The organism is Burkholderia sp. D-99, assembly GCF_011605345.1.
Taxonomy (GTDB): domain Bacteria; phylum Pseudomonadota; class Gammaproteobacteria; order Burkholderiales; family Burkholderiaceae; genus Burkholderia.
The window spans coordinates 201,733-222,865 of sequence record NZ_JAAOXM010000012.1 but is presented as its reverse complement, the minus strand read 5'-3'; the positions used below and the strand labels follow the sequence as shown (position 1 = coordinate 222,865).

The 21,133-nt window shown below is 66.4% G+C and carries 19 protein-coding genes; 10 read left to right on the top strand and 9 right to left on the bottom strand.

Annotated features, from left to right (window positions below; translation table 11 throughout):
• Positions 1 to 24 precede the first annotated feature (24 nt).
• From gspK to gspG, 5 genes are read right to left on the bottom strand one after another with little or no spacing between them, the layout of a single operon-like run.
• On the bottom strand, positions 25 to 1,158 hold the full coding sequence (gene gspK, locus HAV18_RS31850) for a type II secretion system minor pseudopilin GspK (RefSeq protein WP_166963963.1): 1,134 nt from the start codon (positions 1,156 to 1,158) through the stop codon (positions 25 to 27).
• Positions 1,159 to 1,160: 2 nt separating this feature from the next.
• Positions 1,161 to 1,820, bottom strand: a complete 660-nt coding sequence (locus HAV18_RS31845) for a type II secretion system protein J (protein WP_407062446.1) — start codon at positions 1,818 to 1,820, stop codon at positions 1,161 to 1,163.
• A gap of 7 nt (positions 1,821 to 1,827) precedes the next feature.
• Complete coding sequence (gene gspI / locus HAV18_RS31840; RefSeq protein ID WP_407062447.1) at positions 1,828 to 2,331, bottom strand: type II secretion system minor pseudopilin GspI; 504 nt, start codon at positions 2,329 to 2,331, stop codon at positions 1,828 to 1,830.
• Positions 2,332 to 2,345: 14 nt separating this feature from the next.
• A complete protein-coding gene (locus HAV18_RS31835; protein WP_166963957.1) occupies positions 2,346 to 2,894 on the bottom strand; it encodes a GspH/FimT family pseudopilin in 549 nt (182 codons plus the stop codon).
• Positions 2,895 to 2,933: 39 nt separating this feature from the next.
• The gene (gene gspG, locus HAV18_RS31830; RefSeq protein WP_166963955.1) at positions 2,934 to 3,386 is read right to left on the bottom strand and encodes a type II secretion system major pseudopilin GspG; all 453 of its coding nucleotides are present in this window, start codon (positions 3,384 to 3,386) and stop codon (positions 2,934 to 2,936) included.
• A 175-nt stretch (positions 3,387 to 3,561) separates the two neighbouring features.
• Between gspG and HAV18_RS31825 the strand changes: the two genes are divergently transcribed.
• Positions 3,562 to 3,972 carry a general secretion pathway protein GspC gene (locus tag HAV18_RS31825; RefSeq protein ID WP_048247967.1) on the top strand — a complete coding sequence of 137 codons (411 nt, stop codon included), beginning with the start codon at positions 3,562 to 3,564 and terminating at the stop codon, positions 3,970 to 3,972.
• Between the two features lie 30 nt (positions 3,973 to 4,002).
• Here the strand turns inward: HAV18_RS31825 and gspF are convergent, their stop codons facing one another.
• The 3 genes from gspF to gspD are packed head-to-tail and all read right to left on the bottom strand — an operon-like array spanning position 4,003 to position 9,051.
• Positions 4,003 to 5,220: a type II secretion system inner membrane protein GspF gene (gene gspF, locus HAV18_RS31820; RefSeq protein ID WP_166963953.1), complete on the bottom strand. Its 1,218-nt coding sequence runs from the start codon at positions 5,218 to 5,220 to the stop codon at positions 4,003 to 4,005.
• 4 nt (positions 5,221 to 5,224) lie between these two features.
• Positions 5,225 to 6,724, bottom strand: a complete 1,500-nt coding sequence (gspE, locus tag HAV18_RS31815) for a type II secretion system ATPase GspE (RefSeq protein WP_166963951.1) — start codon at positions 6,722 to 6,724, stop codon at positions 5,225 to 5,227.
• Positions 6,721 to 9,051: a type II secretion system secretin GspD gene (gene gspD, locus HAV18_RS31810; RefSeq protein ID WP_166963949.1), complete on the bottom strand. Its 2,331-nt coding sequence runs from the start codon at positions 9,049 to 9,051 to the stop codon at positions 6,721 to 6,723. Before gspD ends, gspE begins: the two co-directional genes overlap by 4 nt.
• Positions 9,052 to 9,418: 367 nt before the next feature.
• On the opposite strand from gspD, the gene HAV18_RS31805 reads away from it, so the two are divergent.
• Positions 9,419 to 9,868, top strand: a complete 450-nt coding sequence (locus HAV18_RS31805; RefSeq protein WP_166963947.1) for a lytic transglycosylase domain-containing protein — start codon at positions 9,419 to 9,421, stop codon at positions 9,866 to 9,868.
• A gap of 160 nt (positions 9,869 to 10,028) precedes the next feature.
• A complete protein-coding gene (locus tag HAV18_RS31800; protein ID WP_166963945.1) occupies positions 10,029 to 11,342 on the top strand; it encodes a GTP-binding protein in 1,314 nt (437 codons plus the stop codon).
• 118 nt (positions 11,343 to 11,460) lie between these two features.
• Here the strand turns inward: HAV18_RS31800 and HAV18_RS31795 are convergent, their stop codons facing one another.
• A complete protein-coding gene (locus HAV18_RS31795; protein WP_006401505.1) occupies positions 11,461 to 11,739 on the bottom strand; it encodes an HU family DNA-binding protein in 279 nt (92 codons plus the stop codon).
• 388 nt (positions 11,740 to 12,127) lie between these two features.
• Between HAV18_RS31795 and mnmC the strand changes: the two genes are divergently transcribed.
• The 7 genes from mnmC to HAV18_RS31760 all read left to right on the top strand — a co-directional run bounded on the left by mnmC (position 12,128) and on the right by HAV18_RS31760 (position 21,016).
• On the top strand, positions 12,128 to 14,074 hold the full coding sequence (mnmC, locus tag HAV18_RS31790; protein WP_166963943.1) for a bifunctional tRNA (5-methylaminomethyl-2-thiouridine)(34)-methyltransferase MnmD/FAD-dependent 5-carboxymethylaminomethyl-2-thiouridine(34) oxidoreductase MnmC: 1,947 nt from the start codon (positions 12,128 to 12,130) through the stop codon (positions 14,072 to 14,074).
• 672 nt (positions 14,075 to 14,746) lie between these two features.
• On the top strand, positions 14,747 to 15,961 hold the full coding sequence (locus HAV18_RS31785; protein WP_166963941.1) for a cation:proton antiporter: 1,215 nt from the start codon (positions 14,747 to 14,749) through the stop codon (positions 15,959 to 15,961).
• Between the two features lie 14 nt (positions 15,962 to 15,975).
• Positions 15,976 to 17,091, top strand: coding sequence for a YbdK family carboxylate-amine ligase (locus tag HAV18_RS31780; RefSeq protein WP_166963940.1), 1,116 nt, complete (start codon positions 15,976 to 15,978; stop codon positions 17,089 to 17,091).
• A gap of 508 nt (positions 17,092 to 17,599) precedes the next feature.
• Positions 17,600 to 18,238: a MarR family winged helix-turn-helix transcriptional regulator gene (locus tag HAV18_RS31775; RefSeq protein ID WP_069746359.1), complete on the top strand. Its 639-nt coding sequence runs from the start codon at positions 17,600 to 17,602 to the stop codon at positions 18,236 to 18,238.
• Between the two features lie 28 nt (positions 18,239 to 18,266).
• Positions 18,267 to 18,977, top strand: a complete 711-nt coding sequence (locus HAV18_RS31770) for a glutamine amidotransferase (RefSeq protein ID WP_166963938.1) — start codon at positions 18,267 to 18,269, stop codon at positions 18,975 to 18,977.
• Between the two features lie 215 nt (positions 18,978 to 19,192).
• Entirely contained in the window at positions 19,193 to 20,305 is a 1,113-nt protein-coding gene (locus HAV18_RS31765) for an NADH:flavin oxidoreductase/NADH oxidase (protein WP_166963936.1), read from the top strand.
• 180 nt (positions 20,306 to 20,485) lie between these two features.
• Entirely contained in the window at positions 20,486 to 21,016 is a 531-nt protein-coding gene (locus HAV18_RS31760; RefSeq protein ID WP_166963934.1) for an SET domain-containing protein, read from the top strand.
• Positions 21,017 to 21,133 lie beyond the last annotated feature (117 nt).

Sequence of the window (21,133 nt, the reverse complement as noted above, 5' to 3'; positions counted from 1 at the left end):
GAGCTCCTCTCCCGATTGGCGTCGTTATAGCTGGTCGCGGATGCGCACGACCCGTGTCGAGTGCGTGGTCGGATCACGATACACGAGCGAAGTGCGATCGACCTCCGCGCGTTCGTGCTGGATCCGGCCATGCACGATGAAATAGCTCGAATTGACGTCGACGAGGCTCGAATCGAGCGTCACGTTCGGCGGCGCACCGGCGCCGCGCAGCGCGAGCTGCACGTCGGCGGTGTTGCGGAAAAACACGGTCTCGCGGCGCGACACGAGCGCCTGCGCGGACGACACGCTCATCCCCGGCATCAGCGCCGCGATCACCTCGGCCGGCGCGGTGTTCATGTTCACCGGCGTCGTGGTCGGCAGCACGGTGACGAACGGGCGCAGCCGCGCGACCATCTCGGGCGTCACGCCGTCGACGTCGAGCAGGCTGTCGACACCCGTCATCATCAGCGGCGCGGGCCCGCGATCGCCGCCCGTCATGCCCGGATCGTCGGTAAAGCCGCCGCCACCCTGCTGATCGGTCGTCACCGGCGCGGTGACTGGCGGCGCCGTGCCGCCACCCGGCAGCGTCGGCATCTGGAAACGCGTCGCCGAATTCAGCAGGCCCGCGCGCACCTGCAGTGCGATGCGCTTCGCGAACGCGCCGTCGTAGCCGAGCGTCGTCAACAGGCGCTGGAACGCCTGGACCTGCGTGACGTTCAATTGCAGCACGCCGGGCGCCGGCGACGCCACGAGGTTGCGCAGGTTGAACTTCGCCTGGGCGTCCTCGATCGAGCCGGAGATATAGGTGTCTTCGCCGCCGGTGTCGTTGGGCGCGCCGATCCGGCCGAGGAAATCCGACAGTTTCGTTTTCGCGATCGGCACGCCCCAGATGCCGCCGAGATACGTGATGCCGGGCGCCGTATCGCCTTCGGAACGCAGGATCATCCGCGTCCAGTCGAGCGCGCCGCGCGCAACCCACTGCGCCTGCGCGATCTCGCGCTGGTTCTCGATGCGGCGGATCTGCACCTGCTGGCGCCACAGCATTCCCGAGACGAGGATTGCCGACAGCGCGACGACGAGCAGCGCGGTGATGATCGCCGCGCCGCGCTGGCGGCCGCGCGCCCGTGCGTGACCGGCAGCACGGGCGGCAGGCAATGAACGGTGAGGGTGCGCGCGCATCGTCATTCCCCGACGAGGAAGATGCGCGTGACCGGCACGCGCAGCGACGTCGCACCGATGCTGACCTGCAGCCCCGTCACCGCACGGGTGGGCGGCGCGTTGCCGATCTGCGGCACCTTGAGCGCATCGTTGTTCTGCGCGAGCGCGTCGTCGGCCGTCTGCAGGTTGGTGGTCCAGCCCACGCGCGGCACGTACAGCTTCGCGTCGATCGCGCCGACGCCGCCCATCAGCGCGACCCAGCTCCAGCCTTCGACGCTGCTGTCCTTCAGCGTGCTGCGCAGCCGGTTCGCGTCGTCGATCGGGGGCGACGCATAGCGCACGACGCGCCCGCCGGCGATCCGGTAGCGGACCACCTGCAGCCGCGGCGCGACGCCCGGCACCTCGAGTTCGCGGACGATCTGCAGCGTATTGCCGGCAACGCCGATCGCCGGCTGGCCGGCCTCGTCGTCGGTCGCGGCGAGCCGCGCGTCGATGCGCATCTGGTCGAACATCTGCGCGAATACGCGCTCGTCTTCCATCGCGGCCGCGACCTTGTCGCGACCGCGCATGATCTGGTCGAGCCCGCGCCACGCGAGGATCGCGACCACCGCGAGGATCGCGATCGCGATCATCAGCTCGATCAGCGTGAAGCCGCGGGCGGGGCGGGCGAGCGGGCGTCGCATCGGCGCGTCAGAGCGGACGGCTGGTTTCATTCGCGACCACCGTCACCATCTGCGCGAGCACGCCGGTATGCCCCGGCATGCTCACCGAAATCCGGACGCGCCGGAACACCGGGTTGGGCGTGGTGCTCACGCGCTGCGTGCAGACGAGCTGCACGTTGCCTTGCGAGCAGTCGAAACTCTGTTCGCCGATCTCCGGCCACGCATGCGTGAGCCGCATCTGCGCGAGCGCGTTGTCGGCGCTCCAGCCGGCAAGCAGCCGGCGATGAAGATCGGAGGCGTTGGTCGCCATCGTACCGACCGCACGGATCGACGCGGCAAGCGCAACCGCGATGATCGCGAGCGCGACCAGCACCTCGATCATCGTGAAACCGCGCGCCGAAGCAAGCCCAGCTGGGGCGCGCGCCCCGACGAGGCCGGCCGCAGGCCGGGCGCCCGAGGACGCACTCCCGGGGCGCCCCGAAGGAAGCCCGCTCGGGGAATGACGCTGCGATGAAGCAACGGGGAAGGGCAGGCGACGACGCATCGTCATTGCACCTCGTAACGGCCGTTGCCGGTGCCGACGATCGTCGCGCTGCCGGCGGCCGAATGCAGCGTCACGCGCACCGGCGTGTCGATGCTCTCGGTGCCGAACACGACGCGGCTCGCGTGCGTGTCGGACCCCGGATAGTCGATGTCGGCACCCGTGACGCCACCGTCCCAGTCTCGCGGGCGCAACAGGTCGTCACGCAGCGTGCGCCAGCCGTCGGGCGAGCTCACGTCGAAACGGAAGCCGTGCGCGGTTGGTTGCCACGCGATCGGCCGGGCGCGCACCTGCGCTTCGTCGCCGGCGGTCTCGAACAGCAGCGCGATGCGCTGCGCTTCCTCGCGCAGGTCGGTGCGCGGATTGCGCGTGAGCGACAGCGACGCGAGCGACACGAGCAGCCCCGCGATCACGAGCACGACCAGCATTTCGAGCAGCGTGAAGCCGCGTGCGCGAAGACGCCGCGCACCGTGCTTCGCCCGCACGGACGAAGCCGCGCCGCGACGCACACGGCAATCGCGGCCGCAGCGGGAGGTCGTGCGAATGGCGAGCATGAAGAACGGGAACGGAGCGTCGATCCGATCAGCGGCGGCTTACTGCCACGAACCGATGTCGCTGTCGCTGCCTTCGCCGCCTTCCTTGCCGTCGGCGCCGTAGCTGAACACATCGATCTCGCCGTGCACGCCCGGGTTCAGGTACTTGTACCCGTTGCCCCACGGATCGTTCGGCAGGCGCTCGAGGTAGCCGCCGTCCTTCCAGTTATTCGGGATCGGATCGTTGGACGGCTTCTGGATCAGCGCGTTCAGGCCCTGCTCCTGGGTCGGATAGCGGCCGTTGTCGAGACGGTACAGCTTGAGCGCCTGCATGATCGTGCCGATGTCCTGCTTCGCGGCGATGCGGCGCGCCTCGTCCGGCCGGCTCATGATCTTCGGCACGATCAGCGCCGCCAGGATCCCGAGGATCGCGACCACCACCATGATCTCGATCAGCGTGAAACCGCGCTGACGACGCACGGCCGCGTTGCGGCGAGTGATCCACGTTTGCATGACTGACTACCTCTTTCCAAAAAATGTCGTTGGTTGAGTGACGCACCCGGCGCACCGGACGATTGCCTGACGGCAACCTTCCGGGCCCGCGGGCGCGGAGCACGCATTGTAAGGCGCGCATTGCCGAGGGCTTTCACCCAACGCAAATTTCATATACATCCGTACAATAGCGCGCATGAACGCGCTCTCGATCCGGATCCTTTCCCTAGCCCTCTTCGCGGGTTTGTGCGCGACGGCCACCTACTGGGTCGTCACGCTGTCCGCTCGCGAAGCGCCGCTGCCCGCCGCCGCCGCGCGGCTGCCGATCCGCACCGAGGACGCCGCGGCGCTCTTCGGCGGTCAGCTCGACAAGAATCCCGTGCAGGACATCCACCTGTTCGGCATTCTCTCGCTCGACCGCGGTGCCGCCGCGATCGTCGGCATCGGCGGCGAGCCGCCACGCGCGGTGTCGCTCGGCGCGGACGTCACGCCCGGCGCGAAGCTCGCCGAAGTCCGCCCCCGCTCGATCATCGTCGACCGCAACGGCGCCCGCGCCGAAATCCAGCTGCCGGCGAACACGCCGTCCCCCGCGATCTACATGCGCTGAACGGTAGCGGCCTGACCGACTGTCAGGCCGTTACTGCACCATGTTGTTCAGCTCGATGATCGGCAGCATCACGGCCAGCACGATCACGAGCACGATGCCGCCCATCGCCAGGATCAGGAGCGGCTCGAGCAGGCTTGTCAGGAACATCGTGCGACGCTCGAGCTCGCGCGCTTCGCCTTCGGCCGCGCGATCCAGCATCGTCGTCACGTCACCCGTCGCTTCGCCGGAACGGATCAGGTGCACGAGCACCGGCGGAAACGTCTTCACGTTGTTCAGCGCGCGCGACAGCGCGGAGCCTTCGCGCACGCGCACGATCGCGTCGTCGATGTTCGCGCGCATCGCGCGGTTCGACAGCGTCTCGCCGGCCGCCTGCAACGCGCGCAGGATCGGCACGCCCGCCGCGGTGAGAATGCCGAGCGTGCTCGCGAACCGCACCGTGTTGTAGCCGCGCACGAGCTTGCCCGCGAGCGGCGCGGTCAGCACCCAGCGATCGAAGCGCAGCCGTGGCCCGTCGCGCGACAGCGTCGCCTTCACGAACCACACGACGAGCGCGACCGCGATCAGGATCGCCCACCACCAGTGCCGCACGAAATCCGACAGCGCCATCATCACGATCGTCAGCACGGGCAGTTGCTGCTTCGTGCTCGCGAACACGTTGACGACCTGCGGCACGACATAACTCAGCAGGAACGTGACGATGCCGAACGCGATCAGCGTGACGATCCCCGGATACGTGAATGCCAGCAGGATCTTCTGCTTCAGCGCGTTGCTCTGCTCGATGTAGTCGGCCAGGCGCGACAGCACGATGCCGAGCTTGCCGGTGTGCTCGCCCGCCGCGACGAGCGCGCGGTAGATTTCCGGGAAGTCGCGCGGATGCTGGCCCAGCGCATTCGCAAGCGAATGGCCGCCCAGCACCTCGGCGCGGATCGCGGCCATCAGTTCGCGGATGTAGTCGCGCTCGGCCTGCTCGGTCAGCACGCCGAGCGCCTCGTCGAGCGGCAGCCCCGCGATCAGCAGGCTCGCAAGCTGGCGCGTCAGGATCGCCTGTTCGCGCTGCGACAGCTTGCGGCCGAACGCGAGCCGCTGCGACCGCGCCCCGCGCGTCGCGCTGGCGGCCGGCTCGACGACGAGCGGCGTAAGACCCTGCGTACGCAGCTGGCCGCGCGCGGCACGCGCGCTATCGGCATCGATGACGCCTTTCTGCGCGCGTCCCGCCGAATCGATTGCTTCGAAACGGAATGCCGGCATCGCGCTATGCGCCTCCCGTCACGCGCAACACTTCCTCGAGCGACGTTGCGCCGGACGCGAGCCAGCGCTCGGCGTCGTCGCGCAGCGTGCGCATCCCGTCCGCACGACCGGCGGCGAGAATCTCCGCGTCGGCCGCGTTGCGGTGGATCAGTGCGCGGATCGGCTCGTCGACCAGCAGCAGTTCGTATACACCGCGCCGGCCCGCGTAGCCCGAATGCCCGCACTTGTCGCAGCCCACCGGATGCCACACGGTGCGGCCTTCTTCCTGGCGTTCTTCCTTGCAGACGGAGCAGAGCTGCCGCACGAGCCGCTGCGCGAGCACGCCGAGCAAAGACGATGCGAGCAGGTAGGGCTCGACGCCCATGTCGGTCAGGCGCGTGACGGCCGATGCCGCATCGTTCGTGTGCAGCGTCGCGAGCACGAGGTGGCCCGTCAGCGACGCCTGCACCGCGATCTGCGCGGTTTCGAGGTCGCGGATTTCGCCGATCATGATCACGTCCGGATCCTGGCGCAGGATCGAGCGCAGCGCACGGGCAAAGGTCATCCCGATCCGCTCGTTCACCTGCGTCTGGCCGATGCCGCCGAGGTCGTATTCGATCGGGTCCTCGACGGTCATGATGTTGGTCGTCGCGGTTTCGAGCCGCGACATCGACGCATACAGCGTGGTCGTCTTGCCCGAACCGGTCGGGCCCGTGACGAGCACGATGCCGTGCGGGCGTGCGATCAGCTTGTCGAACTGCGCGAGCGTGTCGCGGCCCATCCCGAGCGCTTCGAGGTTCAGCCGCTGCGCATCCTTTTCCAGCAGACGCAGCACCGCACGCTCGCCGTGCCCGGTCGGCAGCGTCGACACGCGCACGTCGACCGGCCGGCCGCCGACTCGCAGCGTGATGCGGCCGTCCTGCGGCAGGCGCTTCTCCGCGATGTCGAGCTGCGCCATGATCTTGATCCGCGAGATCAGCGCACCGTGCAGCGCCTTCTTCGGCCGCACGACATCACGCAGGGTGCCGTCGACGCGAAAGCGCACGACCGACGCGTTCTCGAACGGCTCGATGTGAATGTCCGACGCCTGTTCGCGCGCCGCTTGCGTGAGCAGCGCGTTGATCATCCGGATGATCGGCGCATCGTCTTCCGATTCGAGCAGATCCTCGACTTCGGGGATGTCCTGCATCAGCCGCGACAGGTCGACTTCGCCTTCGACCTCACCGACCACCTGCGCCGCGCTGCCGTCGTGACGCGAGTACGCCTGGTTGATCGCCTGCGCGAGCTCGTCGGCCGGCACGCGATGCACGGAGATCGAGCCGAAGTTGCGCGCGATCTCCGCGAGCGCGGCATCGCTCGTGCGTTCGCTGATCCACACCTCGAGCGTGTCGTCGAGCTGGTGCGCGATCAGCACCTGGCCGCTCTTCGCGAAGCCGTACGGCAGCAGCCGCGCGGCGAGCGGCGACGGCGGCTGGCGTTCGCCCGGCGCGCCGTCGTGGGCGGAAGACGCGAGCACGTCGCTCACTGCGACGCTCCCGGCGTGGCGGTCAGCGGCTGTTGCGGCACGGCCTGCTGGGGCACGCTCTGCGGCTGCGCGGGCGTTGCCTCCGGCAACGGCTGGGCCGGGACCGGCGCCACCTGGCGCTGCTGCTGCTGGCGACGCATCTTGTCGAGGTCGAACAGGTTGCCGGCCGGCGTGCCGCCCTGGCTCGGTCCCAACGGCATCGGCGGGACGACCGGATCGTCCTTGTCGCGCATCACGTTGTTGTCCGACTTGTACGCACCCGTCACGCCCTGGATGTAGTCGTAACGGTTAGCCGTGACTTCCTGCGCGACACTGCGATCGTTGATGATCACCGGGCGCAGGAAAACCATCAGGTTGGTCTTCTGGCGGTTCTTCGATTCCGAGCGGAACAACTGGCCGATCCACGGGATGTCGCCCAGCAGCGGCACCTTGCTGTTCGTCACGTTGTAGTTGTCCTGCATCAAGCCGCCGAGCACGATGATCTCGCCGTTATCCGCGAGGATCGTCGACTGGATCGAGCGCTTGGTGAAGGTCGGACCGTTGACTGCGGTCGCAGTGGAGGTCACGACCGCCGAATCCTCGGTGTAGAGCTGCAGCTTCAGAATCCCGCCATCGGTGATCTGCGGCTTCACGTGCAGCGTGAGACCGACGTCGCGACGATCGTAGGTATTGAATGCGTTGTTCGTATTGCCGCTCGTCAGGTTCGAATACGAACCCGTCGGAATCGGCACGTTCTGGCCGACGACGATTTTCGCTTCTTCATTGTCGAGCGTGATGAGGTTCGGCGTCGACAGCACGTTCGCGTCACTCACGCCCGCGAAGTAATTGAGCAGCCCGCCGAGGCCCTGTACGCCGAACATGTTGTGCAGCCAGCCGACGTTGAGGCCCGGCAGGAGAGTCTGCCCCAACGCGCCGAGACCCGTCGCACCGCCGGCTGCAACCGCGCCCGACACTCCGAGGATGTTGCCGGTGGGCGTACCGGGCGCGCTGAAGTTCGTGCCGCCGAGAAACTGGCCCTGAGCGATCTGCCACTGAATGCCGAGGTTGCCGGACGTATTCGAGTTCAGCTCGACGATCAGCGCCTCGATATAGACCTGCGCGCGCCGCGCGTCGAGCTGGTCGATCACCGAGCGCAGGTTCCGGTAAACCGGATCCGACGCGGTGATGATCAGCGAGTTGGTCGCTGCATCAGCCTGGATCATCCCGCCGGGCTGGTTGTCGTCGCCCTTGTCCTTGTCGCCGCCGAGCAGGCCGCCGCTGCCGAGACCGCCGCCGCTGCCCGACGAACCGCCGTACCCCGACGAGGACGACGAACCACCGAGGCCGCCCGACGGCAGCGGCGGGGTGCCGGACGTGCCGGTCGAGAAGTTGCCGCTCGACGACGAGCCGCCGTTCTGGTTGAAGCTGTTCGCATCGTTGGACGACGCGGACGAGCCGCTGTCGCTGCCGCTCCCCTTGCCGAGCATTCCGCGCAGCGTCTTCGCGAGCTTCACCGCATCGGCATTGCGCAGCGCGACGACGTGCATGTTGCCGGGCACCGCGCTCGGTGCGTCGAGCTGCTGCACGAGCCGCTTCGCGGCCGCGAGGCGCGACGCGCTCGATGCGCGCAGCATCAGCGAGTTGGTCCGCGGGTCGGCCGTGACCGACACCTTCAGCGTCGCGTCGCTGTTGCCGATCGCACCCGGGTCGAGCATTTTCTGCAGCTGTGCGGCGAGGTCGATCGCGTTCGCGTTGCGCAGCGGAACGATCTGCACCTGCGCGCCCGCGGCGCTGTCGACGCCCGCGATGATCTGCGCGATGCGCCGCACGTTGTCCGCGTAGTCGGTCACGACGATCGTGTTGTTCGCCGGGTAGGCAGTGACCGTATTGTTCGGCGAGATCAGCGGCCGCAGCACGGGCAGCAGGTTGTTCGCCGATTCATTGTGCAGCTCGAACACCTGCGTGATCACCTGGTCGCCGCGCGCCTGCGGCGCATTGCCGACATAGGTCGGCACGCCCTGCAGCTTCGCGTCGGCCTCGGGCACGACCTTCAGCACGCCGTGATCCTGCACGAGCGCGAAGCCCTGCATGCGCAGCGCCGACTGCAGCGTCTTCAGTGCCTGGTCTTCCGGCACCGGCCGTTCGGCCACGAGGTTGAGCTGCCCCTTCACGCGGGGGTCGACGATGATGGTCTTGCCGGTTGCGGCGCCGATCGCCTTGGCGACCTGGTCGATATCCGCGTTCACGAAGTTGAGCGTGACCTGAGCGTAGGCGGCCTGCGAGACGATGATGCCGGCGACGATCAAGGTCGTGGCGACACGCCGCATAACGAAGCGATTTCTTGTCATGGATGAATGGGTCGATGCCGGCTCAGGCCACTTCCGGCGGTAGTGCTGGGATCCAAGTCCTAAAGAGGCGACATTAGCAGTTTTTCATGTCCGAAATATCACATTGATCCGAGGACTGTCTCACATACGACATGGATCCGGCGAGTCGTATGCAATATGTAAGATTCGGCGCTATTCTCGGCATCCCGGTCATCGCCCCCGTTTCACGATGAACCGACACGGAAATGCGGTATAACCGGGCTGCCGTATTCCTGTATGTCGCAAGCTGACGGACTGTCGGTATGATACGGGCGGCACGTTTCTCGTCGCACGAATAACAGGCACGGGTTTTCCCGACCTTCGCGCAATTTATTATCGATTCCGCACCATGAACAGACGGTTCGTTTCGATCGCGTTGATTTCCGCCGGCGCAAGTTTCGCCAGCGCGAATGCTCGCGCGGACTGTTTCGATGAAGCGGCCAGATATCAGCAGGTCAATCCGCTGATCCTGCGTGCGATCGCGTGGCAGGAGTCGCGCAACCGGCCCGGCGCGCTGAACAAGAACACGAACGGTTCGGTCGACTACGGCCTGATGCAGATCAACTCGATCCATCTGCCGACGCTGTCGCGCTACGGGATCGGCCGCGACACGCTGATGGAGCCGTGCAAGAACGTCTACATCGCCGCGTGGCACCTCAAGCAGAAGATGAACCGCTACGGCAACACGTGGCAGGCCGTCGGTGCCTATCATTCGGAAACCCCGTCACTGCGTGACAAGTACGCGCGGCAGATCGCCGGCATCCTGACGCAGTGGAAGCTGCTGCCGCCCGTGCAATGACGCTGCGGCCGAGCGCGGCCTGACGCCATCCCGGCCGGCCGGCGCGCGTTTGATGCACAATGCGGATCTCACGCCGCAATTTCGCCCGTCCGCGGGACGATCGCGCCCCGGAAGGGCGCCGCGGCCGCTTTTTCAATTTTTTCCGTTGGTGCATATCGCTATGAATCCGGCAATGAACCAGCCGTTGCCCGTCACCGTGCTGTCCGGCTTCCTCGGCGCCGGCAAGACCACGCTGCTCAACCATATCCTCGCGAACCGCGCGGGCCTGAAAGTCGCCGTGATCGTCAACGATCTCGCAGCGGTCAACATCGACGCGTCGCTCGTGCGCGATGCGCAGGCGCTGTCGCACGTCGAGGAACGCCTCGTGGAAATGTCGAACGGCTGCATCTGCTGCACGCTGCGCGACGACCTGCTCGTCGAGATCCGCACGCTCGCGTCCGAAGGCCGCTTCGATGCAATCATGATCGAGTCGACCGGTATCGCGGAGCCGATGCCGATCGCCGAAACCTTCACGTTCGTCGACGACGACGGCACGTCGCTGTCGAAAATCGCGCGGCTCGACACGCTCGTCACCGTGGTCGACGCGTACAACTTCCTCCGCGACTACGGCTCGGACGACGCGCTCGCGACGCGCGGCATCGCCGCCTCGGAAGAGGACGACCGCACGCTCGTCGAGCTGCTGATCGAGCAGATCGAATTCTGCGACGTGCTGGTGATCAACAAGGCCGACCTCGTCGGCGCCGACGAACTCGCACGCCTGCAGCACATCCTCGCGCGACTCAACCCGCGCGCGCACCAGGTCGTGTCGACGTTCGGCAACGTACCGCTCGACGAAGTGCTGAACACGGGCCGCTTCGATTTCGACGAAGCCGCGAACGCGCCGGGCTGGCTCGCCTCGCTCGATCACGATCATACGCATTGCGACGACCCGGACTGCCACGACGAACATCATGCGCACGTGCACGGTGAAGCCGACGAATTCGGAATCGGCAATTTTGTTTACCGCGCGCGCAGGCCGTTTCATCCGGCACGACTCTGGGCGCTGCTGCATCAGGAGTGGCCGGGCGTGCTGCGCAGCAAGGGCTTCTTCTGGCTCGCGACGCGCAACGACATCGCGGCCTCGCTGTCGCAGGCGGGCGGCGTATGCCGGCATGGCCCGGCGGGTCTCTGGTGGGCCGCACAGGATCGCGCGGAATGGCCGGACGACGACGAACTGCTCGGTGAAATCCGCGCCGAATGGCACGGCGATCTTGACGATCGCGCAGTGGGCGATCGCCGGCAGGAACTCGTGCTGATCGGCATCGCGCTCGACGCGGATGCATGGCGCGCAAAACTCGACGCGTGCCTGCTGACCGATGCGGAATTCGCGCTCGGCGCGGCGGGATGGCACGCGTTCAACGATCCGTTCCCGGCGTGGGATGTCGATTCGCACGACGACGACGATCACGGCGACACCCAGATCGTGCACGCGTAACGCGTTGTAAAAACAACCGTTAAATCTTGCAAGAGGGCGACGGACTGTGGCGAAAATGCTGCGCGCGCCCAACAAAAAACCCGCCGAAAGGCGGGTTTTTCTTGGAACAGGCGCTGGTTTAACGCTTGTTGACGGCGTCCTTGAACGCCTTGCCAGCCGTGAACTTGACCGTCTTGGCTGCCGGGATCTTGATGGTCTCGCCGGTCTTCGGGTTGCGGCCCGTACGTGCTGCGCGCTTGCCCGAACCGAAGCTGCCGAAGCCGATCAGCTGAACCGCATCACCCTTCGACACGGCCTTCTTGATGACTTCGAGCAGCGTGTCCAGCGTTTCGCCGGTTTGAGCCTTGCTGGCGCCCGTTTGGGCGGCGACGGCGTCGATCAGTTCCTGTTTGTTCATTAAGGTTCCTTTATCAGGTTAGGTTGACACGAACAGCGCGAACGCGCCGATTATACGTGCGCGAACCGTGCCGTCGAGAGTCAGACTCCGACGACACAGCGCCGAATCCTGGCCCGCGCGACGCGCCCTCCGGCTTGCCGGTGGCCACCCCGCGGTACGGCGTTGCTATGATAGCGCAGCGCAAACCCAATAACGACAAGGGTTTCAAAGATTTTCATCGGTATTTCGCCGAATGAATCATCGACTGCCCGTTTTTTGACCAGCGCCAACCGGACAGGATACGCAGCGCGGTCCGCCCGTGCGCCGCCCCGTTGGCTTTTTCCAACGGCCGGACGGACGGCCCCGCGCAATCCCTTGCCAGGCTTGGCTGCCACGATTTTTGTTTCGCATGACCGACCGACTTGTTCCCGCCACGCTCGCGCTTTGCGACGACGGCACACTCGTGTCGCCCGAGTTCGGCGATCTCCATCGCGGCGCGTCAGGCGCGCTTGCGCATCGCCGGTTCGTCACGGGCAACGGGCTGCCGGCGCGCTGGCAGGGCCGCCGTACGTTCACGATCGTCGCGACGGAATTCGGCGCGGGCGGCAGCTTCCTCGCGGCCTGGGCCGCGTGGCGCGACGATCCCGCACGCTGCGAGCGGCTGCATTTTGTCGCAGTCGAACCGCATCCTTTCTCGCGCGACGACCTGCGCCGCGCAGCTTCACATATCGTTGCGGATACAACCATATCGACGAACGTCGATGCACTTGTCGACGCGTGGCCGATCCTCGTACCGGGCCTGCACCGGCTCGAATTCGATGAAGGGCGCGTGGTGCTCACGCTCGCGTTCGGCGACGCGATCGACATGCTGGGGAAGATCGTCGCGCGCGCCGACGCATTCTGTCTCGACGGCATTGCGTCATCGAGCGACGCGGATCACCGATCGACCGACGTGGTCCGCGCATTCTCGAAAATGGCCGGAGAACACGCGACATTTGCAACGCATGCGAATTCCGATGCGTTGAAGCACGCACTCGGCAAAGCAGGTTTCACGTATCGCGAGGTCGACGATCTGCTCGTCGGCGAATATGCGCCGCGCTGGCGCGCGCGCCGGCACGAGCCGCCGCTCGCATTGCCCGTGGCGACACGCCGCGCGATCGTGATCGGCGCGGGCCTGGCGGGCTGCGCGGTCGTCGAACGCCTGGCCGCGCGCGGCTGGGAAGTCACGCTGATCGAGCGGCACGACCGGATCGCGAGCGAGGCGTCGGGCAATCCGGCCGGCGTATTTCATCCGCTGATGACACGCGACGACAACGTCGCGAGCCGGCTCACGCGCGGCGGCTTCCTGCACGCGATCGCACGCTGGCGCGCACTCGAACGCGCGGGCCATGCATTCGCGCGCAGCACGCACGGGATGATCCATCTCGCCGAATCGGCCGACGACTTCGCACGGATGCGCGATGCTTTCGACGCATTCGGCGCACCGTCCGACTATGTGTCGCTGCTCGACGCCGATGCCGCGCGCGCCCATCTGAACCTGCCGGTCGCGCAGGGCGGCCTGCTGTTTCCGCAGGGCGGCGCCGTCTGGCCAGCCGGCCTTTGCGCGGCCCAATGCGAGGCGGCCGGCGAGCGCGTGCGCTTGCTCGCCTCCACCGGCGTTGCACGACTCGAACGGCGGGGCGACGCATGGCATGCACTCGACGATGCGGGCGGCACGCTGGCCGAAGCGCCCGTCGTCGTGCTCGCGAACGCCGGCGACGCCGCGCGTCTCGCCGGGCTGCAGCATGTCGCGCTGCAACCGGTGCGCGGCCAGCTCACGTTGCTGCCGCCCGGCAGCACGGCACCGCTGCCGTGCCCGGCGATCGGTGACGGTTACGCGGTACCGCTCGACGACGGCACGCTGCTGATCGGCGCGACGTTCGAACCCGACGACGTCGATCCCGCGATGCGCGCGGCCGGCCACCTCGAAAATCTCGAGCGCGTGCGGCATCTGCTGCCGGGCCTGATTGGCGACCTGCCGGATCCCGACACACTGCGCGGCCGCGTGGCGTTCCGCTGGGTCGTCGGCGACCGTCTGCCGCTCATCGGCCCGCTCGCCGACGAAGCGGGAGCCGTCGCACATGCACGCGCGCTGAGCGGTGCGCAGGCGCGCGACCTGCCACGCCTGCCCGGACTCTACGGCGCATTCGGCTTCGGTTCGCGCGGCCTCGTATGGGCTGCACTCGGCGCCGAACTGATCGCATCGCAACTCGAAGGCGAGCCGTGGCCGCTCGAACGCGAACTCGCCGATGCCGTCGACCCCGCACGCTTCCTGATCCGCGCATTGCGCGCGCGCCGCGTCAGTCAGCCCGGCTGACCGGCCACCCGAACCGCTCACAGTTTCCCGATTTTTCCGCGCAAGGTTATCCACTCGACACTGTGGATAACCTTGCCGAATCCGCACGCACTTCGTGTGTAATCACAGTGGACGTAAACTGGGCAACTCGGCACAGCTGTGAGAAGGCCCCAAAGTTGCTCATCTCAAACTTCTGTGCACGAACAGCCTGTGCAACGGGTTATGGGCTCTCCAACACCTTGATCTGTCGACGTAAACCGAAGTTATCCACAGAACTGTGCGTCCTTTGTTAACTTCTACTACGTATATATACAGGTAAACCTTTGAAACCAAAGACCTGCGGTGCCGCACAGCGCCGCGAGTCGAATCAATGGGTTCCGGAACGAAAAAGCTGTGGCACAATCGGTTTCCTTCGCGTTCATCCGGCCAGGCGCCGGACATGCTTCAATGGAACGGTCGGCACGATTTCGAATCTGAATCTTCGAGACTGCGCAGTCCGTTCACACACCAGGCCGACAATCCAGATCGGCAATCTGTGCGACGTTCCGCCGAGTGGCGGAACAGGCGGATCCCATGTCCTGCCGTCGTCGACCACAACAATCAAATTCGGGGCGACACCCAGCCGGCGCGCATCCATTTCTGACGTTTGACCCTGCGTCGCTGGCGGTTGCTTCCAAAGGAGAAGTCACCACGATGAAGTCGGCGTTCTCATTTCTGCCCAACTGGCCGCTTGCGCCGGATGCCGTGTTCTGGGCCGGGCTCGCGTTGTTCGCGGCCGGCCTGTGCGGCGAGCTGTGCTATCGCGCGTGGCGCCTGCCGCGCATTACCGGCTATGCGGTGATCGGTCTGATCGCCGGTTCGTTCGGTTTCGGCGTGATCGACGCGAGCACCGACGAAACCTCCCGCCTGCTGATCGACGTCGCGCTCGGCCTGCTGCTGTTCGAGCTCGGCAGCCGCCTCGACCTGCGCTGGATCCGGCGCAATCCGTGGCTCATCGCGTCGAGCCTCGCCGAAGCCACGTTGACGTTCGTGCTCGTGCTGTTCGTGATGCTCGCGCTCGGCGTGTCGGGAATGGTCGCGCTCGTGCTGTCGGCGATCGCGATCGCGACGTCGCCGTCGATGGTGATCCAGCTCAAGACCGAATTGCGCGCGGAAGGGCAGGTGTCGCAGCGCCTCATCACGCTCACCGCGCTAAACAGCGTGTACGCGATCGTGCTGACCAAGCTCGTGACCAGCTGGCTCCACCAGGAAGCGTACGGCAACGTTTTCGCGACGATCCTGCAGCCGCTCTACCTGATCGCCGGCTCGTTCATCGTCGCGTACCTGGTTGCGCGTTCGTGCAATTTCCTGTTCCGCCACATGACGTCGACGATGCGCGACGAGCATTCGTTCGTCGCACTGTTCGGGCTCGTGATGCTTGCGATTGCGGTGGCACAGGCGCTGAAACTGTCGACGCTGCTCACGCTGCTGCTGGCCGGCATCATCGTGAAGAACCTCGAAGCGCGTCCGCAGCTGTGGCCCGAGCACTTCGGCACGGCCGGCTGGCTGCTGACGGTGGTCCTGTTCGTGCTGACGCTCACGTCGTTCACGTGGGGTGATCTCGCACTCGGCGGGCTGCTCGCGATCGTGCTGATCGTCACGCGGCTCGTCGCGAAGCTGGCCGGCGTTGTCGCGTTCGCGAAGCCGAGCGGCATCGGGATGAAGCAGGGCGTCGCGCTCGGCATCGCGCTCACGCCGATGTCCGCGCTGTCGTACCTGCTCGTCGACGACACCTACCAGCTCTATCCGAATTTCGACCCGCACCTGCGCGCGATCGTGATGTGCACGATCGTGGTCCTGCAGCTCGTCAGCCCGTTCATCGTGTACCGCTGCCTGTCGGCGGTCGGTGAACGCAGCGACAGCAACTGATTCCGGAACCTGCCATGGCACTCGAAACCTTCGTCAATTCCGAGCCGTTCACGTTTGGCGTCGAACTGGAGATCCAGGTCGTCAACACGCACAACTACGACCTGACCAAAGCGGCATCCGACCTGATGCGCCTGATTCAGGGCGAGACCTTTCCGGGCAACATCACGCCGGAAATCACCGAAAGCATGATCGAGCTGTCGACCGGCATCTGCCATTCGCACGAGCAGGCGGTCAGCGAGCTGCATGCGATTCGCGACGTGCTCGTGAAGGCGGCCGACCAGCTCAACGTCGGGCTCGCCGGCGGCGGCACGCACGCGTTCCAGCAATGGAGCGACCGGCAGATCTACGATGCGCCGCGTTTCCAGTACATCTCCGAGCTGTACGGTTATCTGGCCAAACAGTTCACCGTGTTCGGCCAGCACGTGCACATCGGCTGCCCGGACCCGGACAGCGCGCTGTTCCTGCTGCACTCGATGTCGCGCTTCATTCCGCACTTCATCGCGCTGTCCGCGTCGTCGCCGTTCGTGCAGAACGTCGACACCGGCTTCCAGTCGGCACGCCTGAATTCGGTGTTCGCGTTCCCGCTGTCGGGCCGCGCGCCGTTCGTGCTGACCTGGGACAGCTTCGAGGAGTACTTCACGAAGATGGTGAACACCGGCGTCGTCAACTCGATGAAGGACTTTTACTGGGACATCCGCCCGAAGCCCGGCTTCGGGACGATCGAGGTGCGCGTGATGGACACGCCGCTGTCGGTCGACCGCGCGGCGGCGATCGCCTGCTACATCCAGACGCTTGCGCGCTACCTGCTGACCGACCGGCCGCTGAAGCTGTCGGAGGACGATTACCTCGTCTACACGTTCAACCGTTTCGAGGCATGCCGCTTCGGGCTCGAGGGCACCTGCGTGAATCCTCAGACGGGTGAGCGCCGCACGATCGCGGAAGACATCCTCGACACGCTCGACCGGATCGCGCCGCATGCGGCCGCGCTCGGTTCGCGCGCGGCGCTCGACGAGATCGGCGCGCTGGCCAAGGCGCGTGTGAACGACGCATCGTGGTTGAGAACCGTTTTCAAACAGGAAAAATCGCTCAATGAGACGGTCCGCCAGCAGTGCTTACGTTGGCGCGAGTGAAAAAATGTTTTGCAGATTACGGGCTCGACCGAGTCGCGATTCACTGAACGACGGGCGGCGCCGATTGATGCCGAAATCGTTGCCGGTTGTCCTGAAAATCTGTGGATAACCCGATATTCCGCTGCAAAGTCAACGATCTGTGCGCGGGATAACCCGGTGGATCATTGTGGTCGGCCCGATGGCCGATCCGAACAGGAAAATGTCCGTGCGCCCCGTTGCGCGGGCATTCGGCATTGCAGGCACTACGAAAAATTTTGGTTATCCAGTGATTTTCCACAGAATGAAGGGGATAACTTAGCTGTGCGATTTTCCGCTCTCGCTTAGAATGTCGGCTTTGCGGACACCGGAACGACGCGTGTCTTACCGGTCGCCGCAAACGCGACCGCCGCGTGTGCCCTCGCGACGGCCGTGCTGACGCACTCGCAAGAGCGTGTCTGTTTTGAGATAGACATTCGATCTCCACACTACGGCTGCTCGGCAAACCGGGCGGCGGCAAAGCGAAAAGACTATGAGCGAAGGCGTTTACGGGAATCAGGCTTCGGGACGTGTGACCCACAGCCTGCTGCGGTTGAGTACGGCCATGCGAAGCGAGGCATGGGATTGGGCGGAAGGCGCTGGCCTCACGCCGACGCAGGGCGAGATTCTCGTGCTGCTGCTGCAGCGCAAGGGCCCGATGCGGCTCGGCGAGATCGCGCGCGAGACGCAGCTGACCGCGGCGACCACGAGCGATGCAGTCAGCACGCTCGAGACGAAGGGTCTCGTCGAGAAGCGCCGTGCGCTGGACGACGGTCGCGCACTGGCGGTGCGCCTGTCGGCCCGTGGCCGGACGGCCGCGAAGAAGGCGCTGCAATGGCCTGAATTCCTGACGAAAGCCGTCGGCAAGCTCGGCGCGGACGAGCAGGGCGCACTGTATCGCGCGCTGCTGAAGACGCTGCGCGAACTGCAGGTGGCCGGTGCGACGCCGCCGCAGCGCATGTGCGTGACGTGCGCCCACTTCCAGCCGGGCAAGCTGTCGAAGAAGACCGTGCATCACTGCGCGGCGCTCGACATCTCGATGTCGGACAGCGATCTGCGCCTCGACTGCTCGGTGCAGGAAGAAGCCGACGCGGCGACGCAGAAGAAGACCTGGAAGATTTTCGCAGGCTGACGTCCGTCGATCGACCGGGAGGCCGATGATGAACGCTGAGGTCGTGGCGATCCGCCACGTGCATTTCGAGGATCTCGGGAGCTTCGAGCAGGTGCTCGGCGAACGGGGCCGGCGGGTGCGCTACGTCGACGTCGGGTCGTCGCGGGTCGAGGTGCTCGACGTACTCGAGCCGTCGCTCCTCGTCGTGCTCGGCGGGCCGCTCAGCGTGTACGACGATGCGCAGTATCCGACGATCGCGCCGCTCGCGGCGCTCGTGCGCAAGCGCATCGACGCCGGGCTGCCGATCCTCGGCATCTGCCTCGGCGCGCAGTTCATCGCCCGGGCGCTCGGTGCGCGCGTCTATCCGGCCGCGCAGCACGAACTCGGCTGGGCGCCGCTGACGCTCACCGATGCCGGCCGCGCATCGCCGCTGCGTCATCTCGATGGCGCGGCGACGTCGATGCTGCACTGGCACGGCGACACGTTCGACCTGCCGGGCGGCGCGATGCATCTCGCGTCGACACCGGCCTGCCGCCACCAGGCATTCGCGTGGGGCCAGCACGTGCTGGCGCTGCAATGCCATCCGGAAATCCGCACCGACCGCTTCGAACCGTGGCTGATCGCCAACGCCGGCGAAATCGCGGCGACGCCCGGCATCGACGCGCGCCAGTTGCGCGCCGATACCGCGCAGCACGGCCCCGCGCTCGAGGCGGCCGCGCGGCGCATGTTCGCGGAGTGGCTCGACAGCGTCGGGCTCTGAGCCCGCAAGCGGCGCCGCCGTTCGCCGCGAAGGTGTGGCCCGGCCCGCATCCGTTGCCGGCCGGCGCATCGCGGTATGCGCGGTGTTTGCCGCGTCGCCGGCAGCTTGCCGCGGGCCGTACCTGACCATCCGCTTACTGCCGCGTGCACCGTCAGCACGCTTGCGGCCTGCGTGCTACGCTCGTTCGCTCTTTCCCTTCCTGGCGAGCGGCCTCCATGACTGCGCTGTTTTCCCCGTTCACGCTGCGCGGCGTGACCCTTCCGAACCGGATCGTGATCTCCCCGATGTGCCAGTATTCGGCCGAACGCGGTGAAGCGACCGACTGGCACATGATTCACCTCGGCCATCTCGCGCTGTCGGGCGCGGGGCTGCTCTGCATCGAGGCGACCGCCGTGGAACCCGACGGGCGCATCACGCATGGCGACCTCGGCCTTTGGGACGACGTGACCGAAGCCGCGCTGAAGCCCGTGCTGGCCGCGATCCGCAAGCATTCGCCGATCCGTATCGCGATGCAGTTGGGGCATGCGGGGCGCAAGGCGTCGAGCGCCGTGCCGTGGGAGGGTGGCCAACTGGTATCGGTCGCCAACGGCGGCTGGTTGCCGCACGGGCCGTCGGCCGTGCCGCACAAGGACGGCGAGACGCCGCCGCTTGCACTCGATGCCGCGGGCCTGAACCGGATCCGCGAAGCGTTCGCGGCCTCGGCGAAGCGTGCCGCCCGGCTCGGCATCGATGCCATCGAGGTGCATGCGGCCCACGGCTACCTGCTGCACCAGTTCCTGTCGCCGCTCGCGAACCAGCGCACCGACGAATACGGCGGCTCGCGCGAAAACCGGATGCGTTTTCCGCTCGAGATCTTCGAGATCGTGCGCGCGGCGTTTCCGGAGGACCGGCCGGTCGGCGTGCGCGTGTCCGCGACCGACTGGGTCGAAGGCGGCTGGGAGCTCGACGATACGATCGCGTTCGCGCACGAACTGAAGCGCCGCGGTTGCGACTGGATCGACGTGTCGTCCGGCGGCGTGTCGCCGCTGCAGAAGATTCCGCTGTCGCCCGGCTACCAGGTGCCGTTCGCGCAGGCGGTGAAGCGCGCGGTCGGCATGGCGACGATCGCCGTCGGACTGATCGACGAGCCCGCGCACGCGAACCGGCTCATCGAGGCCGGCGATGCCGATTTGGTCGCGATGGCGCGCGCGATGCTGTATGACCCGCGCTGGCCGTGGCACGCGGCGGCCGAGCTCGGCGCGCAGGTGACGGCGCCGCCGCAATACTGGCGCTCGCAGCCGCGCGAACACAAGGCGTTGTTCGGCGACGTCGCATTCGGCCAGCGTTGAGCGCCGGGCGCGCAATATTGCGCGTGATGTTGAACGAAGCAATCGTGAACGTGTAGGATGCGGGTGATTCGCCGCATGCCCCGACGCGGCACCGACTGGTGCCGCGTTTTCGTTTTGCGCGACGCCAGGCCGCGATCGCGGCCGTCCTCCATTCAAGTCGTCTTCACAAGGATTCGTTCGATGAGTTCACGCAGGATCGCGGTGCGCCGCTCGGGAGTACACGGCAAGGGCGTGTTCGCCGTGGCGCCGATCAAGGCCGGCGAACGCGTAGTGGAATACAAGGGCGAGCGAATTTCGTGGAAGGAAGCGCTGCGTCGCCATCCGCACGACCCGAGCGAACCGAACCATACATTCTACTTCGCACTGGACGAGGGCGGGGTGATCGACGGCAAGATCGACGGCAACAGCGCGCGCTGGATCAACCACTCGTGCGCGCCGAACTGCGAAGCCGAGGAAGTCAAAGGCCGCGTGTTCATCCACGCGCTGCGCGACATCGGGGCGGAAGAGGAGCTGTTCTACGACTATGGCCTCGTGATCGATGCGAAGCTGACGAAGACGCTCAAGCGCGAATACGCGTGCCATTGCGGCGCGTCGTCGTGCCGCGGCACGCTGCTCGCGACGTCCGACGACGGCGGAAAGAAGAAAAAGAAGAAGGACAAGAAGGACGGCAAGTCCGAGTCCGGGTCGAAGGACAAGAAAAGCAGGAAGTGACGCAGGCGGCAGCGCATCGCGCGCTGCCGCTGCCGTTTCAGCCGACGGCTGCCGCATCGCGCAGCCGTGCTTGGCACCTTCCCCCTCCGGCGCGCGGCCCGGCCAACGGCCGCTGGC

What these genes read in the sequence shown, in the direction of transcription:
- gspK (WP_166963963.1), bottom strand. Translation starts at nt 1,158, where the DNA reads ATGCGCGCGCACCCTCACCGTTCATTGCCTGCCGCCCGTGCTGCCGGT.
- HAV18_RS31845 (WP_407062446.1), bottom strand. Translation starts at nt 1,820, where the DNA reads ATGCGACGCCCGCTCGCCCGCCCCGCCCGCGGCTTCACGCTGATCGAG.
- HAV18_RS31835 (WP_166963957.1), bottom strand. Translation starts at nt 2,894, where the DNA reads ATGCTCGCCATTCGCACGACCTCCCGCTGCGGCCGCGATTGCCGTGTG.
- gspG (WP_166963955.1), bottom strand. Translation starts at nt 3,386, where the DNA reads ATGCAAACGTGGATCACTCGCCGCAACGCGGCCGTGCGTCGTCAGCGC.
- HAV18_RS31825 (WP_048247967.1), top strand. Translation starts at nt 3,562, where the DNA reads ATGAACGCGCTCTCGATCCGGATCCTTTCCCTAGCCCTCTTCGCGGGT.
- gspF (WP_166963953.1), bottom strand. Translation starts at nt 5,220, where the DNA reads ATGCCGGCATTCCGTTTCGAAGCAATCGATTCGGCGGGACGCGCGCAG.
- gspD (WP_166963949.1), bottom strand. Translation starts at nt 9,051, where the DNA reads ATGACAAGAAATCGCTTCGTTATGCGGCGTGTCGCCACGACCTTGATC.
- HAV18_RS31805 (WP_166963947.1), top strand. Translation starts at nt 9,419, where the DNA reads ATGAACAGACGGTTCGTTTCGATCGCGTTGATTTCCGCCGGCGCAAGT.
- HAV18_RS31800 (WP_166963945.1), top strand. Translation starts at nt 10,029, where the DNA reads ATGAATCCGGCAATGAACCAGCCGTTGCCCGTCACCGTGCTGTCCGGC.
- HAV18_RS31795 (WP_006401505.1), bottom strand. Translation starts at nt 11,739, where the DNA reads ATGAACAAACAGGAACTGATCGACGCCGTCGCCGCCCAAACGGGCGCC.
- mnmC (WP_166963943.1), top strand. Translation starts at nt 12,128, where the DNA reads ATGACCGACCGACTTGTTCCCGCCACGCTCGCGCTTTGCGACGACGGC.
- HAV18_RS31785 (WP_166963941.1), top strand. Translation starts at nt 14,747, where the DNA reads ATGAAGTCGGCGTTCTCATTTCTGCCCAACTGGCCGCTTGCGCCGGAT.
- HAV18_RS31780 (WP_166963940.1), top strand. Translation starts at nt 15,976, where the DNA reads ATGGCACTCGAAACCTTCGTCAATTCCGAGCCGTTCACGTTTGGCGTC.
- HAV18_RS31775 (WP_069746359.1), top strand. Translation starts at nt 17,600, where the DNA reads ATGAGCGAAGGCGTTTACGGGAATCAGGCTTCGGGACGTGTGACCCAC.
- HAV18_RS31770 (WP_166963938.1), top strand. Translation starts at nt 18,267, where the DNA reads ATGAACGCTGAGGTCGTGGCGATCCGCCACGTGCATTTCGAGGATCTC.
- HAV18_RS31765 (WP_166963936.1), top strand. Translation starts at nt 19,193, where the DNA reads ATGACTGCGCTGTTTTCCCCGTTCACGCTGCGCGGCGTGACCCTTCCG.
- HAV18_RS31760 (WP_166963934.1), top strand. Translation starts at nt 20,486, where the DNA reads ATGAGTTCACGCAGGATCGCGGTGCGCCGCTCGGGAGTACACGGCAAG.